24 protein-coding genes and 1 other RNA gene are annotated in these 24,052 nt (G+C 29.2%); 13 read left to right on the forward strand and 12 right to left on the reverse strand.

What is annotated here, in order from left to right; translation table 11 throughout:
- The first annotated feature begins 3 nt into the window (after positions 1–3).
- From H9W90_RS02695 to H9W90_RS02715, 5 genes are all read left to right on the forward strand, one after another.
- The gene (locus H9W90_RS02695; protein WP_187482934.1) at positions 4–324 is read left to right on the forward strand and encodes a DNA-directed RNA polymerase subunit omega; all 321 of its coding nucleotides are present in this window, start codon (positions 4–6) and stop codon (positions 322–324) included.
- On the forward strand, positions 324–1,535 hold the full coding sequence (gene coaBC / locus H9W90_RS02700) for a bifunctional phosphopantothenoylcysteine decarboxylase/phosphopantothenate--cysteine ligase CoaBC (RefSeq protein ID WP_187482935.1): 1,212 nt from the start codon (positions 324–326) through the stop codon (positions 1,533–1,535). Before H9W90_RS02695 ends, coaBC begins: the two co-directional genes overlap by 1 nt.
- Positions 1,528–2,418, forward strand: coding sequence for a type IX secretion system protein PorD (gene porD, locus H9W90_RS02705; RefSeq protein ID WP_187482936.1), 891 nt, complete (start codon positions 1,528–1,530; stop codon positions 2,416–2,418). Before coaBC ends, porD begins: the two co-directional genes overlap by 8 nt.
- A gap of 78 nt (positions 2,419–2,496) precedes the next feature.
- On the forward strand, positions 2,497–4,149 hold the full coding sequence (gene recN / locus H9W90_RS02710) for a DNA repair protein RecN (protein WP_187482937.1): 1,653 nt from the start codon (positions 2,497–2,499) through the stop codon (positions 4,147–4,149).
- Positions 4,150–4,358: 209 nt separating this feature from the next.
- A complete protein-coding gene (locus H9W90_RS02715; RefSeq protein WP_187482938.1) occupies positions 4,359–5,321 on the forward strand; it encodes a glycosyltransferase family 2 protein in 963 nt (320 codons plus the stop codon).
- Here the strand turns inward: H9W90_RS02715 and mazG are convergent.
- The 4 genes from mazG to ruvX all read right to left on the reverse strand — a co-directional run bounded on the left by mazG (position 5,318) and on the right by ruvX (position 7,689).
- Positions 5,318–6,097 (reverse strand): nucleoside triphosphate pyrophosphohydrolase, encoded by a 780-nt coding sequence (gene mazG / locus H9W90_RS02720; RefSeq protein ID WP_187482939.1) that lies wholly within the window; start codon positions 6,095–6,097, stop codon positions 5,318–5,320. The two genes, H9W90_RS02715 and mazG, sit on opposite strands and share 4 nt — an antisense overlap.
- An 83-nt stretch (positions 6,098–6,180) precedes the next feature.
- Positions 6,181–6,606: a DUF5606 family protein gene (locus H9W90_RS02725; protein WP_187482940.1), complete on the reverse strand. Its 426-nt coding sequence runs from the start codon at positions 6,604–6,606 to the stop codon at positions 6,181–6,183.
- A 27-nt stretch (positions 6,607–6,633) separates the two neighbouring features.
- Positions 6,634–7,224 carry a peptide deformylase gene (gene def / locus H9W90_RS02730; RefSeq protein WP_187482941.1) on the reverse strand — a complete coding sequence of 197 codons (591 nt, stop codon included), beginning with the start codon at positions 7,222–7,224 and terminating at the stop codon, positions 6,634–6,636.
- Between the two features lie 54 nt (positions 7,225–7,278).
- Complete coding sequence (ruvX, locus tag H9W90_RS02735) at positions 7,279–7,689, reverse strand: Holliday junction resolvase RuvX (protein WP_187482942.1); 411 nt, start codon at positions 7,687–7,689, stop codon at positions 7,279–7,281.
- A 120-nt stretch (positions 7,690–7,809) separates the two neighbouring features.
- Between ruvX and H9W90_RS02740 the strand changes: the two genes are divergently transcribed.
- Together H9W90_RS02740 and H9W90_RS02745 are read left to right on the forward strand one after the other, a co-directional pair.
- Positions 7,810–8,625 carry a 2,3,4,5-tetrahydropyridine-2,6-dicarboxylate N-succinyltransferase gene (locus H9W90_RS02740; protein WP_187482943.1) on the forward strand — a complete coding sequence of 272 codons (816 nt, stop codon included), beginning with the start codon at positions 7,810–7,812 and terminating at the stop codon, positions 8,623–8,625.
- A gap of 13 nt (positions 8,626–8,638) precedes the next feature.
- On the forward strand, positions 8,639–9,394 hold the full coding sequence (locus H9W90_RS02745) for a glycosyltransferase family 2 protein (RefSeq protein ID WP_187482944.1): 756 nt from the start codon (positions 8,639–8,641) through the stop codon (positions 9,392–9,394).
- On the opposite strand, the gene H9W90_RS02750 is transcribed toward H9W90_RS02745, so the two are convergent.
- Together H9W90_RS02750 and H9W90_RS02755 are read right to left on the reverse strand one after the other, a co-directional pair.
- Positions 9,391–10,137, reverse strand: a complete 747-nt coding sequence (locus H9W90_RS02750) for a glycosyltransferase family 25 protein (protein WP_187482945.1) — start codon at positions 10,135–10,137, stop codon at positions 9,391–9,393. The two genes, H9W90_RS02745 and H9W90_RS02750, sit on opposite strands and share 4 nt — an antisense overlap.
- A complete protein-coding gene (locus tag H9W90_RS02755) occupies positions 10,134–10,937 on the reverse strand; it encodes an alpha-1,2-fucosyltransferase (protein ID WP_187482946.1) in 804 nt (267 codons plus the stop codon). The genes H9W90_RS02750 and H9W90_RS02755 overlap by 4 nt, the downstream gene beginning before the upstream one ends.
- 86 nt (positions 10,938–11,023) lie before the next feature.
- Between H9W90_RS02755 and H9W90_RS02760 the strand changes: the two genes are divergently transcribed.
- Positions 11,024–11,578, forward strand: coding sequence for an L-threonylcarbamoyladenylate synthase (locus tag H9W90_RS02760; RefSeq protein ID WP_187482947.1), 555 nt, complete (start codon positions 11,024–11,026; stop codon positions 11,576–11,578).
- A 4-nt stretch (positions 11,579–11,582) separates the two neighbouring features.
- Positions 11,583–13,001 carry a CCA tRNA nucleotidyltransferase gene (locus H9W90_RS02765; RefSeq protein WP_187482948.1) on the forward strand — a complete coding sequence of 473 codons (1,419 nt, stop codon included), beginning with the start codon at positions 11,583–11,585 and terminating at the stop codon, positions 12,999–13,001.
- Between the two features lie 58 nt (positions 13,002–13,059).
- Here H9W90_RS02765 and H9W90_RS02770 read toward each other — a convergent pair whose 3' ends face one another.
- On the reverse strand, positions 13,060–14,703 hold the full coding sequence (locus H9W90_RS02770) for a DUF6029 family protein (RefSeq protein WP_187482949.1): 1,644 nt from the start codon (positions 14,701–14,703) through the stop codon (positions 13,060–13,062).
- An 18-nt stretch (positions 14,704–14,721) separates the two neighbouring features.
- A complete protein-coding gene (locus tag H9W90_RS02775) occupies positions 14,722–15,204 on the reverse strand; it encodes a TlpA family protein disulfide reductase (protein ID WP_187482950.1) in 483 nt (160 codons plus the stop codon).
- Positions 15,205–15,326: 122 nt separating this feature from the next.
- Here H9W90_RS02775 and H9W90_RS02780 point away from each other — a divergent pair, with 122 nt between their 5' ends.
- The gene (locus H9W90_RS02780) at positions 15,327–16,664 is read left to right on the forward strand and encodes an Omp28-related outer membrane protein (protein WP_187482951.1); all 1,338 of its coding nucleotides are present in this window, start codon (positions 15,327–15,329) and stop codon (positions 16,662–16,664) included.
- A 243-nt stretch (positions 16,665–16,907) separates the two neighbouring features.
- Here H9W90_RS02780 and H9W90_RS02785 read toward each other — a convergent pair whose 3' ends face one another.
- The 4 genes from H9W90_RS02785 to H9W90_RS02800 all read right to left on the reverse strand — a co-directional run bounded on the left by H9W90_RS02785 (position 16,908) and on the right by H9W90_RS02800 (position 22,057).
- Complete coding sequence (locus tag H9W90_RS02785) at positions 16,908–18,737, reverse strand: ABC transporter ATP-binding protein (RefSeq protein WP_187482952.1); 1,830 nt, start codon at positions 18,735–18,737, stop codon at positions 16,908–16,910.
- Positions 18,737–20,452: a phospho-sugar mutase gene (locus tag H9W90_RS02790; protein ID WP_187482953.1), complete on the reverse strand. Its 1,716-nt coding sequence runs from the start codon at positions 20,450–20,452 to the stop codon at positions 18,737–18,739. The genes H9W90_RS02785 and H9W90_RS02790 overlap by 1 nt, the downstream gene beginning before the upstream one ends.
- A 42-nt stretch (positions 20,453–20,494) precedes the next feature.
- A complete protein-coding gene (locus H9W90_RS02795; RefSeq protein WP_187482954.1) occupies positions 20,495–21,451 on the reverse strand; it encodes a glycosyltransferase family 2 protein in 957 nt (318 codons plus the stop codon).
- Between the two features lie 84 nt (positions 21,452–21,535).
- On the reverse strand, positions 21,536–22,057 hold the full coding sequence (locus tag H9W90_RS02800) for a DUF4199 domain-containing protein (RefSeq protein ID WP_187482955.1): 522 nt from the start codon (positions 22,055–22,057) through the stop codon (positions 21,536–21,538).
- Between the two features lie 177 nt (positions 22,058–22,234).
- Here H9W90_RS02800 and ffs point away from each other — a divergent pair.
- The 3 genes from ffs (at position 22,235) to fsa (ending at position 23,974) form a co-directional block, all read left to right on the forward strand.
- Positions 22,235–22,333, forward strand: an RNA gene (gene ffs / locus H9W90_RS02805) — signal recognition particle sRNA small type.
- 161 nt (positions 22,334–22,494) lie between these two features.
- On the forward strand, positions 22,495–23,298 hold the full coding sequence (locus H9W90_RS02810) for an SDR family oxidoreductase (RefSeq protein WP_187482956.1): 804 nt from the start codon (positions 22,495–22,497) through the stop codon (positions 23,296–23,298).
- Between the two features lie 22 nt (positions 23,299–23,320).
- The gene (gene fsa / locus H9W90_RS02815) at positions 23,321–23,974 is read left to right on the forward strand and encodes a fructose-6-phosphate aldolase (RefSeq protein WP_187482957.1); all 654 of its coding nucleotides are present in this window, start codon (positions 23,321–23,323) and stop codon (positions 23,972–23,974) included.
- Positions 23,975–24,052 lie beyond the last annotated feature (78 nt).

Here is a 24,052-nt window from a genome sequence, read left to right on the forward strand (position 1 = left end):
ATTATGGATTATAAAGACACAAAAGCAGCATTAAGTACTATTACTTATAACAAAAATGAAATTGAGGCGCCTACTGAAAATATTTATCAGGCAATTTCTATTATTTCTAAAAGAGCAGAGCAAATAAACTCTGATTTAAAGAGAGAATTGGTAGATAAATTAGATGAGTTTGCTACTTACAATGATAGTTTAGAAGAAGTTTTTGAAAACAAAGAACAAATAGAAGTTTCTAAATTTTACGAAAGATTACCTAAACCAACTGCTATTGCTGTTGACGAATGGTTAAATGACAAAGTATATTTTAGAACTCCAGAAACAGAATAATGTCTGTTTTAAGTGGTAAAAAAATTCTATTAGGAATTACTGCTGGAATTGCTGCTTATAAAACGGCTAGTTTAGTTCGTTTATTTATAAAATTAGGCGCAGAAGTCAAAGTTATTATGACTCCTGCGTCTAAAGATTTTATAACACCTCTTACACTTTCCACACTTTCTAAAAATCCAGTTCATACAACTTTTTATGATAAAGAAGATGAAAATGAACTATGGAATAATCACGTAGATTTAGGTCTTTGGGCAGATTATATGTTGGTTGCACCAGCAACAGCAAATACATTGTCTAAAATGTCTAATGGAACTTGCGATAATTTGCTATTGGCTACTTATTTATCAGCAAAATGTCCTGTTTATTTTGCTCCGGCAATGGATTTAGATATGTACATCCATCCATCTACAAAAGAAAGTTTAGACAAATTACAAAGTTTTGGTAATATTTTAATTCCGGCAACTTCTGGAGAACTGGCTAGTGGTTTGGTTGGTGAAGGAAGAATGTCAGAACCAGAAGATATTGTCTCATTCATACAAAATGATATTTTATCAAAATTGCCTTTAAAAGGTAAAAAAGTATTAATTACTGCCGGTCCAACATACGAAGCCATAGATCCTGTTCGTTTTATAGGAAATCATTCCTCTGGTAAAATGGGGTTTTCTATAGCCAATGCAGCAGCTAATTTAGGAGCAGAAGTGTATTTGATTTCTGGACCAAGTCATCAAAAAATAAATCACTCTTTAGTAAAAAGAATAGATGTAGTTTCTGCGGAAGAAATGTACAAAGCTTCTCATACTTACTTTAAAGACGTAGATATTGCTATTCTTTCTGCTGCAGTTGCAGATTACAAACCAAAAAATGTTGCCAATCAGAAAATAAAAAAGACAGAAGCAGCGTTAGAGATTGAGTTAACACCAACTAAAGATATTTTAGCATCTTTAGGTAAAATAAAGAAACAACAGTTTTTAGTAGGTTTTGCATTAGAGACCAATAATGAAATAGAAAATGCAAAAAGTAAATTAAAACGTAAAAATTTAGATGCAATTGTATTAAATTCACTGCAAGATAAAGGAGCAGGTTTTGCAACAGACACAAATAAAATTACTATTATTGATAAAGATTTTAATGAAAAATCTTTCGAGTTAAAGTCTAAAAAAGAAGTTGCAACTGATATTATAAACGAAATCATAAAAAAAATAAATGCGTAAACTTATTTTCCTTTTTAGTTTAATATTTACAATTTCAAGTATTAATTCGCAAGAATTAAACTGTTTAGTTACAGTAAATTCAGAACAAGTTGCAGGTTCAAATAAGCAAGTTTTTAATACTTTACAACAGTCTTTAACAGAATATTTAAACCAAACTAAATGGACAAATAAGACCGTAAAACCAGAAGAAAGGATTGATTGTGCAATGACAATTATAATTACTTCTAGAGACGCTAATAACTTTAAAGCAACTTTACAAGTACAATCTACAAGACCTGTTTTTGGTTCTAGTTATGCATCACCAATTTTAAATATAAAAGACAATGAATTTAACTTTAAGTATAATGAGTTCGATCCTTTAATTTATAATAAAAACTCTTTTGATAGCAATTTAGTTTCTACAATTGTTTTTTATGTGAATGTTATTTTAGGTGCAGATGCAGATACATTTTCTAAATATGGTGGAGAAAGTCATTTAAAAGAAGCGCAAAATGTAATGTTACAAGCGCAACAAAGTGGTTTGTCTTCTTGGCAGAATGTTGTAGGTAAACAAAACCGTTATTTATTGATAGATAATATGTTATCTCCTAAATTGAAAAACTATAGGAATGTAATGTATACATACCATAGAAATGGGTTAGATGAGTTTCTTTCAAATAAAAATATAGCCAAACAAAGTTTAGAAGATTCAGTTTTATCTATGGAAAACATATATAATAAAACCGTAGGTAATTATCTAATAAGGCTCTTTTTTGATGCAAAGGCAGATGAAATTGTAAACATCTATTCAGATGGACCAAAAACTAGAAATATTTCTAGGTTAACAGAGGTTTTAAGAAAAATTTCTCCTAACAATAATAGTAAGTGGAAAAACATTAAGTAGAATTCTTAATTCTACTTTGTTTTTTACTATTATTTCTAATTTAAAATAGCTACTTTTATTCTTTAAAAATTAGAGAATTTGCTAACACAACTTTCCATAAACAACTACGCATTAATCGATTCATTATCAATTGATTTCTCTTCGGGTTTATCCATAATTACGGGTGAAACAGGAGCAGGTAAATCTATACTTTTAGGAGCTTTAGGTTTGGTTTTAGGAAACAGAGCAGATTTGTCTTCTTTAAAAGATACTTCGCAAAAATGTATAGTAGAGGCCAAAATGGCAATTGCAAATTACAATTTAGAAGATTTTTTTAATGAAGTAGATTTAGATTACGAAGCAGAAACCATTATTAGAAGAGAAATTCTTCCTTCTGGTAAGTCGCGTGCTTTTGTAAATGATACGCCTGTAAACTTATCCGTTTTAAACGAATTAAGAAATAAGTTGATTGATGTGCATTCGCAACATCAAACAATGGAATTGTCAGATAATGCTTTTCAATTTTCTATAATTGATGCTTTAGCAAATAATAAAAAGAAAATAGAATCTTACCAAAGAGGTTACTTACAATTACAGTATTTAGAAAAAGAGCTTAAAGAATTAGAAAGAATTCAAAAAGAGGCAAATCAGCAATACGATTATAATTTGCATTTGTTTAAAGAATTGGAGGAAGCAAATTTAAAGGCTGATGAGCAAGAAGATTTAGAAGAAAGATTAGAGAAGTTAAATAATATTGAAGATATTAAAACAAACTTATCTGAAGCGTTAGAAATCTCTATTAATGAGGAAATAGGAATTCAGAATTTGCTAAACACATTAGAAAATAGGTTGTCTAAAATAGCTTCTTTTTCTAAAGAATACCAACAAATATCAGAAAGAATAACTTCTGTAAAAATAGAAATAGACGATGTTGTTGCAGAATTAGAAGATGCAAATGAAAATGTAGATTTCAACCCTAATGAAGCTGAAGAAATTAACGATAGATTGCAATTAATCTATAATTTACAAAAGAAACATACAGTAGGTACTATTGAAGAACTGTTGGTGGTTTTTGAAGAATTATCAGATAAAGTACAACAAGTAGAATCTGCAGAAGACACAATCAATAAGAAGAAACAAGAAATTCATTCAGTTTCAGAAAAACTAGACAAAGTTGCCGATTTAATTACAAAATCTAGAACAACTGCAATTCCAAAATTAACCAAAGAATTAGAAAGTTTATTGGCGGATTTAGGGATGCAAAACGCACGTTTTTCAATAAAAGTAAAACAAACTATTATTTATTTCCCTAATGGAAAAGACAATTTAGAGTTTCTATTTTCAGCAAATAAAGGTGGTAATTTTGGCGAGCTTAAAAAAGTAGCTTCAGGTGGAGAATTGTCAAGAATAATGCTGGCAGTAAAGAAAGTATTGTCAGAAAACATTCATTTGCCAACTATTATTTTCGATGAAATTGATACAGGAGTTTCTGGTGAAGTTTCCAACAAAATAGCAGCAATTATGCAACAAATGAGCAATCATATGCAAGTTGTTGCAATTACGCATTTACCACAAATTGCAGCAAAAGGTAACAACCATTACAAAGTTTATAAAGAAGAAATAAAAGGAATTACAACCACCAATTTAAAACAACTTTCCAATGAAGAAAGGATTGTTGAGATTGCAGAAATGTTAAGTGGAAAAGATATTTCAGATTCAGCTTTAACGCACGCAAAAGAATTGTTAGGTTAGAAGCTATTTCCTGCTTTCACTACTCGCTTTTTTTGCAAGAAAAATGCAAAAAAGAGCTCAAACAAACCGTTCAATCAGGGCTAAACTTGTTTGCAAACTTTCAGATAAACCAATTATTAAATTATATTTTAAAGTTGAAAGGGTAAAATAAGTCCATTCAACTTTTTTAATTTCACTACTTTTGAATTCAGAAACCAGAACAAAGAACTTTGAACCTAAATTTCTCCATAATAATTCCCGTTTACAATCGTCCACAAGAAATAGACGAGTTATTAGAAAGTCTTACAAAACAAGATTTTTCTGATGCTTTCGAAGTTTTAATAATTGAAGATGGTTCAGAAAATTCTTCAAAAGAAATTGTAAATAAATATAATAATCAGCTTGATTTAAAATATTATTTCAAGGAAAACAGTGGAGCAGGAGCAAGCAGAAATTTTGGAATGGAAAAAGCTTCTGGAAGCTATTTTATCATTTTAGATTCAGATGTTATTGTTCCAACCCAATATTTATCGGAAGTTAAAAAAGCTTTAGAAATTAATTATACAGATGCTTTTGGTGGGCCAGATGCTGCACATAAAAGTTTTACATCTTTGCAAAAAGCAATTAACTATTCTATGACTTCCGTTTTAACAACAGGTGGAATTCGTGGAAAGAAAAAAGGAGTTGGTAAATTTCAACCAAGAAGTTTTAATCTTGGCATGTCTAAAAAAGCATTTAAAAAAACAAAAGGTTTTTCTAAAATGAAAAACGGAGAAGATATCGATTTAACTTTTAGACTTTGGGAAAATGAATTCGAAACACAGTTGATAGAAAAAGCATTTGTGTATCATAAACGTAGAAGTACAATTCAGCAATTTTTTAAACAGACTTTTGGTTTTGGAACAGCAAGGCCTTTATTAAATAAAAAATATCCAGAAACAGCAAAACTGACGTATTGGTTTCCAAGTATATTTATAATCGGATTCGATTTAAGTATAATTGCTGCAATTTTTGGCTACAATCAGCTTTTATATTTCTACGGTTTTTACTTTTTACTAATCTTTGTAGATTCTTTATTTCAAAATAAAAATTTATACGTTTCTTTTTTGAGTATGATTACTTCATTAACCCAATTTTTAGGTTACGGATTAGGCTTTTTAGAGTCTCAATTTTATCCGAAGAAAGACAATTAACGAAAGAATTTTTTAGATTCTTCCCAATAAACATCCATTTCGGTTAAGGACATGTCTGCAAGTTGTTTTCCTTCTTTTTTAGCAGCTTTTTCTAGATATTGAAAACGATTTATAAATTTCTTATTCGTTTTTTCTAAAGCATTTTCGGGATTTACACCTATAAAACGAGCGTAGTTTATCATAGAAAATAAAACATCGCCGAATTCTTTTTCGGTATTTTCTTTATTACCAGCTTTAATTTCTTCGTTTAATTCAGAAAGTTCTTCTTGTACTTTTTCCCAAACTTGTTGTGGTACTTCCCAATCGAAACCTACACCAGCAACTTTTTCTTGAATTCTACTAGCTTTAACAACAGCAGGTAAACTTTTAGGAACTCCTTCTAGAACAGATTCTTTTCCTTCTTTTAGTTTTAATTGTTCCCAATTACGTTTAACTTCTTCTTCATTTTCAACAATAACATCTCCATAAATATGAGGATGTCTATCTATTAATTTATCAGAAATTGAATTGGCAACATCAGCAATATCGAAAGCTTTTTTCTCGCTTCCAATTTTTGCATAAAAAACGATGTGCAAAAGCACATCGCCTAATTCTTTTTTTATTTCTTGTAAATCGTTGTCTAGAATAGCGTCTGCAAGCTCATACGTTTCTTCAATTGTTAAATGACGTAAGCTTTCTAATGTTTGTTTTTTATCCCAAGGACACTGCTCTCGAAGCTCGTCCATAATATCTAACAAACGATTAAAAGCGGCTAATTGTTCTTTTCTAGAGTTCATTATTTTGAGTTACAAAGCAATTATTACCAAAGATAAAAGCCGTAAATTTTTCGTTTTAAAAAACTTACAACTGGTTCTTAAAACTATTTAACTTCTTCAGAATTTTCTTCTGCTGGCGCTTCAATTTTAGTAAAATCCATTCCAGCTTTTACTAAAAGATTATACCACTGAATTACTTTCTTAATGTTAGAAGTATACACACGTTCATCATCGTAATTTGGTAAAATTTCTAGAAAAAATGCTTCTAATTTTTTGCCACTTTCTTTATGAGAAATTGCTTCTTTACCTACAGTTTTTGCTGAAATAGCTTTAAAAACATCTAACAATGGCATGTCTTCTTCGTAGGTGTAAATTGCAATATTTTCTAACAAACTAACATTTTGTGTAGTGTTAATTGCTAAACGTTTTTTGTCTGCTAAAGCTTCTACAATAATAGCATTTTTAGATTGAGAAACTACTTGGTATAAACCTGGTTTTGCTGTAACAGCAATAATTTTATTAAATTCCATTTGTATATTTTTTTGTCTTTTTTAAGACTATTTACCTTTTTTTAAATTTGGAAAACGCATTCTGTAATCTGCTCTAATTTTTCCTTTTGAAATATTTTCTAATTTCTTTTTTATCAACCTTTTCTTTAAAGTAGAAAGTTTGTCTGTAAACAAAACACCTTCAATATGGTCATATTCATGTTGAAAAACTCTGGCTGCTAAACCGTCTAAAACTTCTGTATGTTTTTTAAAATCTTCATCTTGATACTCAATTGTAATTTTTGGTTGACGAAAAACGTCTTCTCTAACATCAGGAATACTTAAACATCCTTCATTAAAAGCCCATTCATCACCTTCTTCTTTTACAATTTGCGCGTTTATAAAAACTTTATTAAAATTTTTTAAAACTTCTCTGTCTTCATCTGATAATTCCTCATCATCAGCAAAAGGAGATGCGTCAATTAAAAACAAACGAATGGCTTTACCAATTTGTGGGGCAGCCAAACCAACACCAGAAGCATTGTACATGGTTTCTTTCATGTTAGCAATTAACTTTTCTAAATCTGGATAATCTGCATCTATTTCTACACACATTTTGCGTAAAACAGGATCTCCATAAGCAACAACTGGTAATATCATTTAATATTCATTTTAAAGGAATGCAAAAATACAAAGATTGTAGGTTGTAGAAAATTATTTGCTATATAAATACGACTGCAAAATAATTGTTGCACTGATTTCATCTACCATTGCTTTATTTCTACGTTGTTTTTTCTTCATTCCACTATCTATCATTGTTTGAAAAGCCATTTTAGAAGTAAAGCGCTCATCAATTCTTATTATTGGAATTTGTGGAATTTGTTTTTCAAGTTTTTTTAAGAAAGGAAGAATCAATGCTTCACTTTCACTGTCAGAATTATCCATTTGTTTCGGTTTACCAACTAAAAATAATTCTACTTTTTCTTTTGTAGTATATTCTTTTAAAAACGGAATTAATTCTTCTGTATTAACTGTTGTTAAGCCAGATGCAATTATTTGCATTTCATCTGTAACAGCTATTCCTGTCCTTTTTTTTCCAAAATCTATTGCTAAAATTCTAGCCATTTACAATTGTTTTTGCAAAAATACGTTTTTTAAACAAAGCAGAAATATCTGTTTAAAAAATGTATCTTCGCTTTCTATTTTTACAGATACATTTATATTTGCAGAAATTAATTTATTACAATGAAAGATATTAGAGAAATTATAGAATCAGCTTGGGAAAACCGTGAGTTATTAAAAGAACAAAACACGATAGATACCATTAGAAAAGTAGTTGATTTATTAGATAAAGGAGAATTAAGAGTTGCAGAACCAACAACTGATGGTTGGCAAGTAAATGAATGGGTTAAAAAAGCGGTTGTTTTATATTTCCCAATTCAAAAAATGGAAACTTTAGAAGCTGGTATTTTTGAATATCATGATAAAATTCCTTTGAAAAGAAATTTTGCAGAAAGAGGAATTAGAGTAGTGCCAAATGCAGTTGCAAGACATGGAGCATATATTTCTGCAGGAACTATTTTAATGCCAAGTTATGTAAATATTGGTGCTTATGTAGATGAAGGAACTATGGTAGATACTTGGGCTACAGTTGGTTCTTGTGCACAAATTGGTAAAAATGTACACCTTTCTGGTGGAGTTGGAATTGGTGGTGTTTTAGAACCATTACAAGCTGCACCAGTAATTATAGAAGATGGTGCTTTTATTGGCTCTAGATGTATTGTTGTTGAAGGAGTAAGAGTAGAAAAAGAAGCAGTTTTAGGTGCAAATGTTGTATTAACTATGAGCACAAAAATAATTGATGTTACTGGAGATGAACCTATTGAAATGAAAGGAAGAGTCCCTGCAAGATCTGTAGTAATCCCAGGAAGTTACACGAAGAAATTTGCAGCAGGAGAGTACAATGTACCTTGTGCATTAATTATTGGAAAAAGAAAAGAGAGTACAAATAAGAAAACATCTTTAAACGATGCTTTACGTGAATATGACGTAGCCGTATAAGATTTAAAAATCTATGACTAAAATTACCGCAATTATACCAACTCTAAATGAAGAAATTCATATTGCAGCAGCAATTGAATCTGTGAGTTTTGCTGATGAAATAATTGTGATTGATTCTTTTAGTACAGATAAAACTATAGAAATAGCAGAGAAGTATAATGTAAAAATCATCAAGCGAAAGTTTGATGATTTTTCTTCTCAAAAAAACTTTGCTATTGAACAAGCTAAAAACGCTTGGATTTATATTTTAGATGCAGATGAAAGAGTAACTCCAGGGGTTAAGGACGAAATTTTAAAAGCGGTTAAAAAACCTAATGGTTTTGTTGGCTTTTATGTAAGAAGAACCTTCTATTTTTGTGGAAGAAAAGTAAACTACAGTGGTTTTCAAAGAGATAAAGTAATTCGTTTATTTTTAAAAGAAAATTGTAAATATACTGGGCTTGTCCATGAAAAGATAGTTGCTAAAGGAGAAATTGGTTTTTTTAAAAATAAAATTGATCATTTTTCATACAGAAATTATGATCATTATATTTCTAAAATGAATCATTATGCTGCCATTAGAGCAAAAGAATTACATCAAAAAGGAAAAACTGTTAACATTTATCATGTAATGATAAAACCTGCAGCAAGATTTTTTATTCATTATATAATTAGGTTAGGTTTTTTAGATGGATTTACTGGTTTTTTAGTGGCAAAAACTCAAGCATATGGAGTTTTAACTAGATATATTAAACTTTGGTTACTAAATAAAGGAATTAAAGAAAATTAATTTTTTTTGTAGAAAATATAATTTCTAACACATCTATTTAGTTTATAAGTAAATAAAGATATAATTTGCCAGAAAGGACGAATAATTTCTCTAATTACTTTTTTCCAAACAATCATATTGTTTTGTTGAATTGTACTTCCACCCATTTTCTTATCAATACTTTCTACGTATTTTTTGTTAGTAGAATATAGCTTTACCTTGTGTTTATAAACATCTTGTTTCATAACATCAATAGGGGCATAGTAATCACTTAAATTATCAGATAGCTTTTTAGCTGCATTTCTACCAATAATTTGCCCAATCATTAAAACTGGTGGCATTAAGAATTTGGTAATTAAGTCATTTTTATTGAGTGAAAAGAACCCTTTTTTACCAGAAATATCTAAAAAATCGTCAATGGTTATTTGTTCTAAAAGTTGTTTTAAATCCGTAAAAAAATCTTTGTGAACTTCGGCATCATCCTCTAAAACAATAGAGAAATCTTCTGGTTGTTTAGATAGAAAATCCCAAAGTTTAAAATGAGTTAAACAGATACCAATTTCACCATCATTTGGATACGGAAAATGAGCTAAAATTTTATGTTTACTTTTCTCATTTTTTAAAAGTGCTTTGTCTAGTTTTTTTCCATAAACTGCAGTAATTCTTGTTATTGGAATATTCAATTCTTTAAATTGATTTTCCATAAAGGTTCTTCTCTCAAGACTCTTATCTAGATTTATATAATATACTTTGTATGAACTCATATTTTAACCCAATTAGAGCAAGCAATCTCATTTTCTTTATCTACAAACCATTGTTTTGGCGCAATTACAGTTTTACTTTTGTGGTTGTTTAACCAAGCTCCCCACCAAGAAAAACTACTATTTGCTGTAATGTTATTTTTGCACAAACTCATTAAATAGATGTCTTCATGAGGTATTGTTTTGTGTTCTATAAAAATAGCGTTTTCTATTTTTAAGTTTTCTTTTGTCCAAGCAATATCATCAGAAAAAATAAAAAAATGAGTATCTAAATTTTGTTTTAAAATTATTTCTATTGCTTCTTTATAATACTCTAAACTACAAGTTCCATGTACGCTATTTGCTTTTTTATCAGTAATGTAATCTCCTCTTCTAATATGTAAAGAACAAGTGTTTTTATAAGATAAAATAGCGTCTACATACTTTTTTGTTGAAGGAGCTATTTTTTGCTTAATCTTAAAATTCTTCAATAAAATTTCTCTAATTTCTAAAAAATATTTCTCTGTTTGAAAGTATCCTTTTACATATTCATTTCCTTTAAGAGAAAGCAAGTTTTTATCAAATAATAAACTTTTTTCTTTTAAAGATTTTTTAACACCAATTTTCCCTAGTAAAATAGGTAAAGTATCGGCAACATTAATGTCTATATTGAATTTATTTAATTGATAACCACCATGTAATTTGTATTTTTTAAATTTAGAAATATCTAATTTTACATTAAAACCTTTCTGTTCTAATGCTTTCGCATATGCGTATTGAAACATTTGATTTCCTAAACCACCAAGAATTCTAACAACAATCATTTTAGGTTTTTTCTATAAGAATATGGTATTTTTGTACCCGTTGTAAAAATACAATTTAATTGTTATAATAAAAGTTTGAAAATTAAATGTTGACAGAAATTTTAAATACAAATGAATTTTTAAAACAAGGAAAAACAATTTTATACCCTACAGATACTGTTTGGGGTTTAGGTTGTGATGCTACAAATTTTGAAGCAGTTTCTAATATCTATAAACTAAAGAATAGAGAAGAAAGTAAGAGTTTAATTGTATTAGTTAGCTCTATATTTATGTTGAAAAAATATGTTTCTGTACCTAATAAAGCATTAGAAATTCTAAAAAACACAAACAAACCAACTACCATTATTTATAACAACCCAAAAGGTTTTGCTAAAAATACAATTGCAGAAGATAAAACCATTGCTATTAGAATTGTAAAAGACGAATTTTGTAGAAAATTAATAAAACGATTTGGCAAACCAATAGTTTCTACGTCTGCAAATGTTAGTGGAGAAAATACACCAAAATCATTTAAAGAAATTAGTCAACCAATTTTGGATGGAGTAGATTATATAGTAAATTTGCATCAAAGTAAAGAGAATATAAAATCATCAACTATTTTAAAGATTGTAGGAGAAGATATTCAAGTTTTAAGAGCGTAGATTCATGCAGAAACAATTTTTTAAAGAAGCAATTTCATCAGAAATATTTAGTGTAATATCAGAAGCATCAAAGCAAATAGCTGTAGAAAGCTACGTAATAGGAGGTTTTGTTCGTGACTTTTTTCTTAAAAGAGGAACTGCAAAAGACATAGATATTGTAGCTGTTGGTAGTGGTATTGAATTGGCAAAAAAAGTTGCTAGTTTACTGTCTAATAAACCTAAAGTACAAATTTTTAAAACTTACGGAACAGCAATGTTGCGCTACAAAGATGTTGAAATTGAGTTTGTTGGCGCAAGAAAAGAATCGTATTCTGAAGAAAGTAGAAACCCAGAAGTTACTGAGGGTAGTTTAAAAGACGACCAAAACAGAAGAGATTTTACTATAAATGCGTTAGCGTTAAGTTTAAATGAAGATAGTTTTGGAGAATTATTAGATCCATTTGAAGGGATTGAAGATTTAGAAAGCAAAATAATTAGAACTCCTCTAGAACCAGATATTACTTATTCAGATGATCCTTTAAGAATGATGCGTGCAATTAGATTTGCAACACAATTAAACTTTAAAATTGAAGAAAATTCACTCTCTGCAATTTCAAAAAATGCTGCAAGACTAAAAATTATAACGAGAGAAAGAATAGTTGATGAATTGAACAAAATAATGTCATCAGTAAAACCTTCTATTGGATTTTTGTTATTAGAAAAAACAAATTTATTAAAGCAGATTTTACCAGAATTAATAGCTTTAAAAGGAGTAGAGGAAGTAGAAGGACAAAAGCATAAAGATAATTTTTATCATACATTAGAAGTTGTAGACAATATTTCTGAAAACACTAATGATGTTTGGTTAAGATGGGCAGCTTTGTTACACGATATTGGAAAAGCACCTACAAAAAGGTTTGACAAAAAAGTTGGATGGACTTTCCACTCACACGAATTTGTTGGTTCTAAAATGGTATATAAATTATTTAAAAGGTTAAAAATGCCTTTGAATAATAAGATGAAGTTTGTTCAGAAAATGGTTCTTTTAAGTTCTAGACCCATTGTATTAGCAAGTGATGTTACAGATGCTGCTGTAAGACGTTTAGTTTTTGATGCTGGTGAAGATATAGATTCTTTAATGACACTTTGTGAAGCAGATATTACTACTAAAAACCCGAAGAAATTTAAAAGATATCATCAGAATTTTGAGCAAGTAAGAGAAAAAATTAAAGAAGTAGAAGAGAGAGATAGAGTTAGAAATTTTCAACCTCCAATTACAGGAGAAGAAATTATGGAAGCTTTTAATTTAAAACCTTGTAGAGAAATAGGACAAATTAAAGAAGCTATAAAAGAAGCAATTTTAGAAGGTGAAATACCTAATGAACACAAAGCTTCTTATGATTTTATGATTGAAAAAGGAGAATCTTTAGGTTTAAAAAAATAATAAAAAAATCCATAATTAAATATTTAATTATGGATTTTTTTATTGAGAATTTTATGTTTTAAAAAGACATAATAATATTTGCAGAAATTCCTGTACTTTCTGGCACAAATCTACAAACACCACCAACACAAACGAGTCCACCTCTTTGTCTTCCGTAATTTACAGCAAATCTATGTGCGCCAACAGAATAACTTCCACCAACGTTGTAGTAGTGTATTTGTTTAGATGCTACATCATTTCCATAATTATAAATATCGTTTACATAAACACCCAATCTTGGAGTAATATTAAATTCTACAGTAGCACCAACCCAATTCTTTTTATCATCATCTGTAGATAAATGTTGTGCTTCAAAACGTAAAGATTTTCCATTACCCATTCTGTAAGTTGATTCAGCAACTACAATATTGGCATTTATTTTTCCGTTTGTTTCTTCAATATACCTTTTATTGTAAGACTGGTTTACAAAGTAAAAAATAGAATTCCAGCTTTTGTTCCATTTTTTTCTAATTTCTAAACTTACATCAGAAAAATACTTCTCTCCAAAACCAAGAAATTCATTGTCGAAATCGAAATTTTGAAAATCATTTTCACCTTTTAAACCATACCAAAAAGAAGTATTTACGGCTAGTTTTGTACCATATTTACCTCCTAAAAAAGTCCCTTTTTTAATTTTATAAAAAACGTCTATTTGTCCGCCAATTTCTCCAGATTTAATTAGACTAGGATCTTGAAAAGAAACTTGGGGTTGTGCCTGATACACATAAATATTAGTTAATAAATAATCGTGTTGTTTTGTTAATGCGGGTAAGTAGTTTACAATTGCTTCATTAAAAACATTTCCAGAAGCTTCTCTTTCTGAATAAATGTTCATGTTTTCCATCCTTCTAAATGTAGCATCTATTCCTAATCCTTTTTCAGAATAACCAAAATTAACTAAAAAGGCATTTCCTTTTTTTGCGTTTTTAATTTGGTTTACAAGAATTACAGCATCTTTACTTTTAGAAACCATTTCTGTATTTACATAAAAGTTGTTTTTAGAAAATTCTAAACGAGAAGAAAATAAGTTTGTTAGTTTGTTGTATTCGAAATTAGAAGGTTCTTTTTCTTGCGAACGACCAACATAACTAAAGCCTACATTTAATGTAGAGTTTTCTGATTTTAAAAAAGATGTTAAATTAATATTTGAGTTGAAACCATAAATATCTCCATCAGAAACTCCAAAACCAATTCTTTGTTTACCATACAAACCAGTAAAATGAATAAAATCTGTTGGACTATATTTTACTCTTGCTCCTCTTAAAGCATTATTAATACCAATTTGTCGATCTTCCCAAGACCTTAAAATTAAACCGTTACCAAACTGTTCATAAAAATGACCTAAAGTAATATCTAATTTTTCGGTTTTGTAACCAGCAAAATAAAGACCAAGGTTAGTTTTATTAAAACCAGGCGAATAATTAAGTAATGCCATAGGTTCATAACTTTCTAGCTGTACACCAAAATAAAAGTCATTTATTCCATAATCTACCTTTAGATAATTATTAGATCTAAATCTTTCTGGGAACAAGAAATCTCCTGTTTTTTCGTCATCTAAATAATATTGAGAATTAGACTCAAAACCAACAGAGAAAAAACTATTTTCTTGTGCAAAAGATATTGCTGAAATTAATAAAACAGTAAATAATAGTATTTTTTTCATAATTTGAATTTGTGAAAATTATTTAGAGAATTCTTTAATTTTTTTATAAAGTTCGTTTTCTGCTCCTGGAGCGTAACCTGTATGTCTATATAAAATTTCAGATCCCTTTAATATAATTACATGCGGAATTACAGATATATTTAAAGCTCTTTTTAATTCTTGGTTTTTATCAATTAGAATTTTATAGTCCCAATCTTTTCCATTTATTAATGGTTTTACTCTTTTTTGAGTCCTAGCATCATCAATAGAAATAGCAATGATTTCTACTTCAGTTTCATCTTGCCAATCTTCGTAAACTTCACTAATAATATCTAATTCATTAATACATGGTACGCACCAAGTTGCCCAAAAACTTAATACAGTAATTTTATCTTTAGAAACTTCATCTTCTATATTTACAGATTTACCATCTAAAGTTTTTAAATTTACGTTTGGTATTGTTTTTTGCGAATAAATAGAGCTAGAAATTATTACACAAATGACAGTTAAGAATTTTCTCATAATTATGAATATTTGTTAAAAATTTGCGACAAATATATACTATTCAATAAAAAAAATGGTTTTTAGCGAAGAAAAATATACTATCTTTAGCGAAAATTTATAAAACTCAAACAATTCAATCTATGAAAACAACTAAATTATTTAATTTTATTACTCTTTTAGCAGCCGTATTTATTATGTCTTGTTCATCATCTGAAAGTGATCCAGGTGGTTCGGGTTCTGGAAGTGGTTCTGGAAGTGGATCAGGTTCTGGAGGAGAAGAAACACCACCAACTTCAATTACATTAACATCTGACAAATCTGTTTTTGATGTAGGAGGAACAGTTAGTTTTACAGTTAAAACGAATCAAAATACAAATGTAACTTCGCAAGCAGCTTTAAAAGTTGATGGAACAGCAATTTCAGGAAGTACTTATACTCCTTCTACACACGGTGTTTTTAAAGTAGTTGCAACTTTTAATAGTTTAACTAGTAACGAATTAACAATTACAGTTAATAATGTTGTAACGGTTTCTTCAGTAACAATTACATCAGATGTGTCTTCGGCTACTGCTGGAGATATTATAACTTTTAATGCAGAAGCAACTTTAAGTGATGGTTCTAAATTAGATAAAACTTCAGATAGTGATTTTTCTGTTGATGGAAAAGTAATTACAGGAAACAAATACATTGCAGATAAAGTAGGTGATGTTAAAGCTAAAGCGGTTTATAACAATGTTACTAGTAATGAAATCGTTATTCAAGTATCTCAAGTATCTACGCCAACAACATATACTAAAAAAGCAATTATTGAAGACTATACAGGAACTTGGTGTGGATGGTGTCCTAGAGTTTCTCATGCCGTAAGTTTGGTAGAAGCGCAAACAGATAAAGTTTTTACAGTTGCAGCACACGTGGCAAATAATGAGCCTATGGAGAATGATGCTTCTAGAGCTTTAAGAAGTGCTTTTGGTGTAAATAGTTTTCCAACTGCTTATGTAAATAGAGGTTCTGTTTGGACTTATCCTGAACCAAGTAATATAGATGAAGCAGTAAATCAAGCTAGCGGAAATGCAAATGCTGGTTTAGCAATAAACTCTATGTTAACTGGAGATTTTATGGATATTGTTGTAAGTACAGGTTTTACTCAAAACTTATCAGGAACAAAATTGGTTGTTTTTGTTTTAGAGGATAAAATTATTTATAATCAAGCTAACTATACAAGTTATTATGCAGGAGCAGATCCTATTGTTGGTTTCGAGCATAACCATGTTTTAAGATATGCAGCAACAGATGTTTTGGGAGATCCTACTGATTCAACTACGGGAATTCACCATACATCATTTAATGTTAATTTAGGTTTTGTAGGTATTGCTAACGTAAATAATACAGCAGTAATTGCAATGTTAGTAGATGCTTCTGGAAAAGTTGTGTTAAATGCACAATATGCTAAAGTTAATACTAGAAAAGATTTTGACTAAAATATAAATAGTCTTATTTTAAATAATAAAAGCTCAAAGGTTCTAAACCTTTGAGCTTTTTCTTTTAGCACAAACTATCTAAAACTATATTTGAGAAATAAATAATTTAAAAAGAGAGATTAACTAGTGTCAATTTAAGTTTAATTGATTTTGACTTCCCAGTTGCTTTTAAAAAAAAAACTATTTAAACTTCACTTTAAAGAAGTATTAAATAGTTTTTTTGATTGATATTCAGTTATTGTTTTATGCTAAACTCTGCATAGTAACTAATTTAAAATATTCGCCTTTCTTTGCAAGAAGTTCTTCATGCTTACCTTGTTCTACAATTTTTCCTTTTTTCATTACCACAATTTTATCTGCTTTTTGTATTGTAGACAACCTATGGGCAATAACTAAAGATGTTCTATTTTGCATCATCTTTTCTAATGCAACTTGAACTAATTGTTCTGATTCTGTATCTAAAGCGGAAGTAGCTTCATCTAAAATCATAATTGGTGGGTTTTTTAAAACAGCTCTAGCAATAGATAAACGTTGTTTTTGCCCTCCAGAAAGTGTACCACCACTATCACCAATGTTAGTGTCGAATTTTTCTGGTAAATTCTGTATAAACTCATTGGCATTGGCAATTTCTGAAGCTTCTAAAATAGCTTTATTACTTGCATTTTGTGTACCCAATTTAATATTGTTTGCAATTGTATCATTAAACAAAATAGAATCTTGAGAAACAATACCCATTAAATCTCGGAGAGATTTTTTTGTAATGTCTTTAATATTCAAACCATCAATAAAAACTTCTCCTTTATTAACATCGTAAAAACGAGTAATAAGGTTTGCAAGAGTAGATTTTCCACTACCAGACTGGCCAACTAAAGCAACAGTTTCACCCTTTTTAATAGTTAAAGAAAAATCTTTTAAGACATACTCTTTTTTATATTTAAAAGAAATATTTTTAAACTCGATTTCATTTTCGAAATCTTCTTTTACAATTGCATTTGGTTTGTCTTTAATACTGTTTTCTGTATTTAGTACCTGCATTATTCTTTCTGCAGAAGCTTCTCCTTTCTGAATATTATAAAATGTAGTTGTAATTAATTTTATTGGATTTAAAACTGTGTAAAACAATACAATATATCCAAAAAATTCATCTGGTTGTAAGGCGCTAGTATTAGATAAAACTTCTGTTCCTCCATACCAAAGTATGGCTATAATTGTTGCAGAACCCAAAAACTCACTCATAGGTGACGCTAATGTTTGTCTGTGAAAAACACTAGTCATCAATTGTTTGAAATTTAAAGTTGAGTTATTAAATTTGTTTTCAATTACTTTTTCTGCATTAAAACCTTTAATAATTCTTAAACCAGTTAAAGTTTCTTCAATAAAAGATAAAAAATTACCTGTTTCTTTTTGCGCTTTTATAGAGTTTGCTTTTAATTTTTTACTAATAAAAGAAATAATAAAACCAGAAACTGGTAATAAAACAAACACAAATAGTGTCAGTTTTACACTCATAAAAAGCATAATTGATATCGAAATTATAACTGTAAGAGGTTCTCTTACTATGACTTCTATAGAGGTTAAAATAGAATTTTCAACTTCTTGTACATCAGATGTCATACGTGCTATAATATCTCCTTTTCTTTTTTCTGTAAAATAGGAGACAGGTAACTCTACAATTTTTTTGTACAATTTGTCTCTTAAATCTTTAACAATACCAGTTCTTGAAAATGTAATTACATAAGAAGCTAAATATCGAAATAAGTTTTTAAGAAAGAATAAAGACAAGGCTAAAAGACAGATAAAAACAAGTGTTTTTACATCACCTTCAGTGTCTATTTTTTCAGATATAAAATGATAAAAACTTTCTTTTAAATACGTACCTATTTTTGTAATTCCTTCATAACTTGGTTTACTGGTAATTTTTTTATCAGTACCAAAAAGAATACCTAAAACAGGTATAAAAGCTAAAACAGATAAGACATTAAAAAGAGCGTAAAAAATATTAAATACAATATTTAGAACCGTAAACTTTCTATATTTTTTCTCGTATTTTAAAATGTCTTTAAAATAACCCATTAATTAAGTTTCATTTCTTTTATAATTCTCTGAATTTTAGCATCTAATTCAGCTTCTACTTTTTCCGCATTTTCTATTTTATCTAAAGGTGCATTTACACTAAAATAAAATTTTATTTTTGGTTCTGTTCCACTTGGTCTTGCGGCAACTCTAGTTCCGTTTTCTGTCTGATAAATTAACACGTTAGATTTTGGTAAATCTATTGCAGTTTCTTTTACAGTAATTAAGTTTTTTTGAATTGAAGAATCATAATCTGAAAGTGTTGCCACTTTTTCACCATCAATTTCTAAAACGGGGTTGCTTCTCATGTCGCTTAACATTTGCTGAATTTCTGCAGCACCATCCATACCTTTTTTGGTAATAGAAATTAAATGTTCTTTGTAAAAATTGTTTCTAACATAAATGTTTAGTAATTCTTCATAAAAAGAACTTCCGTTTTGTTTGGCTAACGCAGCAACCTCACATGCTAATAAAGTTGCTGTAACAGCATCTTTATCTCTAACAAAATCACCAACCATATAACCAAAACTTTCTTCACCACCACCAATAAAGTCTTTACTAGGGTTGTCTCTAATCATTTTAGCAATCCATTTAAAACCAGTTAAAGCAACATTTGTTTCTACACCATAACTTGCTGCAACTTGATTTACTAATTCTGTAGAAACAATAGTTGAACCCACAAACTGATTTCCGTTAATTTTGCCTTCTTCTTTCCATTTTTTTAATAGAAATTCAGTCATAACAACCATGGTTTGGTTCCCATTCATCAACTTCATGTTACCATCTAAATCTCTAACTGCCACACCTAATCTATCGCAATCTGGGTCTGTTCCAATAACAATATCAGCATCTATTTTATTAGCTAAATCAGTTGCCATTTTTAAAGCTTCTGGTTCTTCTGGGTTTGGTGATTTTACTGTTGGGAAATCTCCATTAGGTTCTCTCTGTTCTTCAACAATATGTACATCTGTATAACCAGCTTTTGCTAAGGCATCTGGCACAGAAACAATAGAAGTTCCGTGCAAAGATGTAAAAACTATTTTTAAATTCTTTCGGTCTACTTGGTTAGAAATTTTTCCATTTTTTACTGAAGCTTCAATAAAGGCATCATCAACATCTTTACCTATAATTTCAATTAAATCTTCATTTGCATTAAATTTAATTTCAGAAAATTCTAAAGTATTTACATTCCCAATAATTCCACTATCATGAGGAGGTACAATTTGTCCACCATCTGCCCAATAAACCTTGTAACCATTATATTCTGGCGGATTATGAGAAGCTGTTAAAACAATACCAGCATCACATCCTAAATGTTTTACCGCAAAAGATAATTCTGGAGTAGCTCTTAAATCTTCAAAAAGAAATACTTTTATATTATTTGCAGAAAAAACGTCTGCTACAGTTTTCGCAAACTTTTTACTATTATGTCTACAATCATAAGCAATTACTACTTTTAATTGTTCTTTTTTTACATTTTCTATTAAGTAATTAGATAAACCTTGTGTTGCTCTACCTAAAGTATACTTGTTAATTCTATTAGTTCCTGCACCCATTATACCACGCATTCCACCAGTACCAAACTCCATGTCTTTGTAGAATCTGTCGTCTAAATCTGAAGAATTAGTTTCTATTAATTGCTGAATTTCTTGTTGAGTTTCAGTATCGAAAGTAGCAGTTAACCACTGTTTTGCTTTGTCTAGAATTTTGCTCATTTTAGTTGATTTTTAGGACTTAATATAATACAAATATACAGATTAGAAATTGAGTTTTTCTTTAATAGAATAGTGTTTTTCGTTGCTTTTGGTCTTAATTATTAATTCGCCAATAAAACCTGCTAAAAATAATAGAGTTCCCAAAATCATAGAAGTTAATGCTATGTAAAACCAAGGATTGTCAGTAACTAATATGGTTTTAATACCATTGTAGACCTTGTAAAGTTTATAAACACCAATATAAAAAGCACTTGTAGTTCCAAATAAGAACATAAAAGTTCCCCATAAACCAAAAAAGTGCATTGGCCGTTTACCAAATTTTGATAAAAAGGAAATCGTAATTAAATCAAGAAATCCGTTTACAAATCTGTCCATTCCAAATTTTGTAACTCCGTATTTTCTTGCTTGATGTTGCACAACTTTTTCGCCAATTTTAGTAAAACCTTCGTTTTTTGCCAAAACAGGAATATATCTGTGCATTTCACCACTAACTTTAACAGTCTTAATTACTTCATTTTTATAGGCTTTTAGGCCGCAATTAAAATCGTGTAATTTTAATCCAGAAGTTTTTCTTGCTGCTGCATTAAATAGTTTTGAGGGAATATTTTTTGTAATGACATTGTCATAACGTTTCTTTTTCCAACCAGAAATTAAATCGAAATCATCTTTAATAATAAGATCATATAACTCTGGAATTTCATCAGGATTATCTTGTAAATCTGCATCCATAGTAATAACTACATCACCTTTAGCAAGTTCAAATCCTGCGTCTAATGCTTGAGATTTACCGTAATTTTTTTGAAAACGAATTCCTTTAACAGATTTGTTTTCTTCAGATAGTTTCTCAATTACGTTCCAAGAAGTATCAGAACTACCATCATCAATAAAAATAATTTCATATAAATAACGATTGGATTGCATAACTTTTGCAATCCAATCGTGTAATTCTTGTAAAGATTCTTCTTCATTAAGAAGTGGTATTACTACCGAAATATCCATATTTTAAAATTGTAAGTCTTGTTGGTTAGCAAAGGTACTTTTATTTATAAAACTTACCTAAAAACAATAAACTTTAACCTAATTTTAATAAGTTTCTTCTTCAGATTTTTTCATAATTGCCGAAGTTATTGCAGCTACAATAAAACCACCAATTGCATAACCAATTATACCCATTGCAGCCATTATTCCAGGAGATTGAAAAGATTTCCCCATTTCATTAGCAGCTTCAATTTGCTCTTCAGTCATACCTTGATCTAAAAATTTTTGATTTTGAATTTCCATCATTTGATTCATAAAATCTGGTTCAATAAAATTCATGAAAATATAGTTGTAAACAACAACTATTAAGCCTGCTAAAATAGCAATACCAACACCAATTTTTACTCCTTGTCCCCAAGACATAAAACCACCATTAGCTGCTTTGAACTGTTTTGTGCCGTATATAATTAATCCAATAAATAAAGCTGCAGAAACCACAGAAGTAGACCAATGTGGGTCTAAATGGTTACCTGTAGCGAACATAACAAGAGATAAAATTATACTAGCTACACCTAATATTAATCCGTTGTTTACAATAAAACTTTTACTATTTGTTTGATTTTCCATTTGTGTTTGAAATTTAGTTAGTGTTACAAATATATTGATTTCATTTAGATAGTTTTTAATATTTATAAAGTTTGTAAACTATCTAAACAATTAATTAGTAATCAAAGTTTTAAAAATGTTACAGAAATTTTGATATTTTTTTTATTGCCATAAGAAAAATGTGTTGTAAATTTGCATCGGCAAGTCCTACACAACTAGCTCCCTTTGAATCCTCCAGGGCGGGAACGCAGCAAAGGTATTAGGTTGTAGCAGTGTGATGTAGATAGCTTGCCATTTTTTATGCCTTAAAGTTTCGGCATAACTTCCTAAATTTACCTCGTTAAATTTTAGATTTCTTCATTTACTTTTAAGATATTTGCAAACGAATTAAAAGATTAAAAATTAAAAGATTAAATAGGATTTTTTAATTTTGTAAAACTTCTATTTTTTAATATTTTATGTCTAAAGTTGTTTTAGTTACTGGTGCTTCTTCTGGAATTGGAAAAGCAATTGCTACTTTTTTATCTGAAAAAGGGTATAAAGTTTATGGAACTAGTAGAAGTCCAAAAAATCAAGAAACCTTTTCTTTTGAATTAATTGCATTAGATGTTTTAAAAATTGAAACAATAAAAACTGCTGTCGATTTTATTATAAAAAAAGAATCGAAAATAGATGTTTTAGTAAATAATGCAGGAATTGGAATAACTGGATCTATAGAAGATACACCAACAGAAGAAATGCGAAATGCATTTAATACAAACTTTTTTGGTGCTATAGATGTAATTAAAACAGTTTTACCGCATATGCGTAAACAGAAATATGGTGTAATTGTAAATACTACATCTATTGCTGGTTATATGGGTTTACCTTTTAGAGGAATCTATTCTTCGTCTAAAGGAGCTTTAGAATTGGTAACTGAAGCTACAAGAATGGAAGTTAAGAGATTTGGAATAAACATTGTAAATGTTGCTCCTGGAGATTTTGCTACTGATATTATTTCAAGAAGATACCATACACCGATTTTTGAAGACTCTGCATATAAAGAAAATTACAAAGCTAATTTAGATTTAATGGATGCCCATGTAGATACAGGGAAAAATCCAATTGAAATGGCAAAAAAAGTTTACGAAATAATCAATACTAAAAACCCAAAAATACATTACAAAGTGGGTGGGTTTTTAGAAAAGTTTTCTATAGTTTTAAAACGAGTTTTACCAGATACTTGGTTTGAGAAAATACTAATGAATCATTATAAATTATAAAATCACAACTAAATAAATACACATGAAATTTTTTATTGACACAGCAAATTTAGATCAAATTAAAGAAGCGCAAGCTTTAGGAATTTTAGACGGAGTTACTACAAACCCATCTTTAATGGCAAAAGAGGGTATTACTGGTGAAACAAACATTATTAACCATTACAAAGCAATTTGTGAGTTGGTAGATGGTGATGTTTCTGCGGAAGTTATTTCTACAGATTTCGATGGAATGGTTAGAGAAGGTGAAGCTTTAGCTGCTTTAAATCCGCAAATTGTGGTAAAATTACCAATGATAAAAGATGGTGTAAAAGCGTGTAAATATTTTTCTTCTAAAGGAATTAAAACAAATGTAACTTTAGTGTTTTCTGCAGGGCAAGCCTTATTAGCAGCAAAAGCGGGTGCAACTTATGTTTCTCCTTTTCTTGGTCGTTTAGATGATATTTCTACAGACGGAATGAATTTAATTTCAGAAATTCGTTTGATTTATGATAATTATAATTTCGAAACTCAAATTTTAGCAGCTTCTGTGCGTAATACAATGCATATTATTAATTGTGCAAAATTAGGTTCAGACGTAATGACTGGTCCTTTAAGTGCAATTGAAGGCTTGTTAAAACACCCTTTAACAGATAGTGGTTTGGCTCAATTTTTGGCAGATTATAAGAAAGGGAACTAATCAACTCTGTTGGTTTTTATAATAAAATCAGAAAGTAGAAAAGTTATTTTTTACTTTCTGATTTTTTTGTGGTTAATA

This window comes from Polaribacter pectinis, from assembly GCF_014352875.1.
GTDB lineage: Bacteria > Bacteroidota > Bacteroidia > Flavobacteriales > Flavobacteriaceae > Polaribacter > Polaribacter pectinis.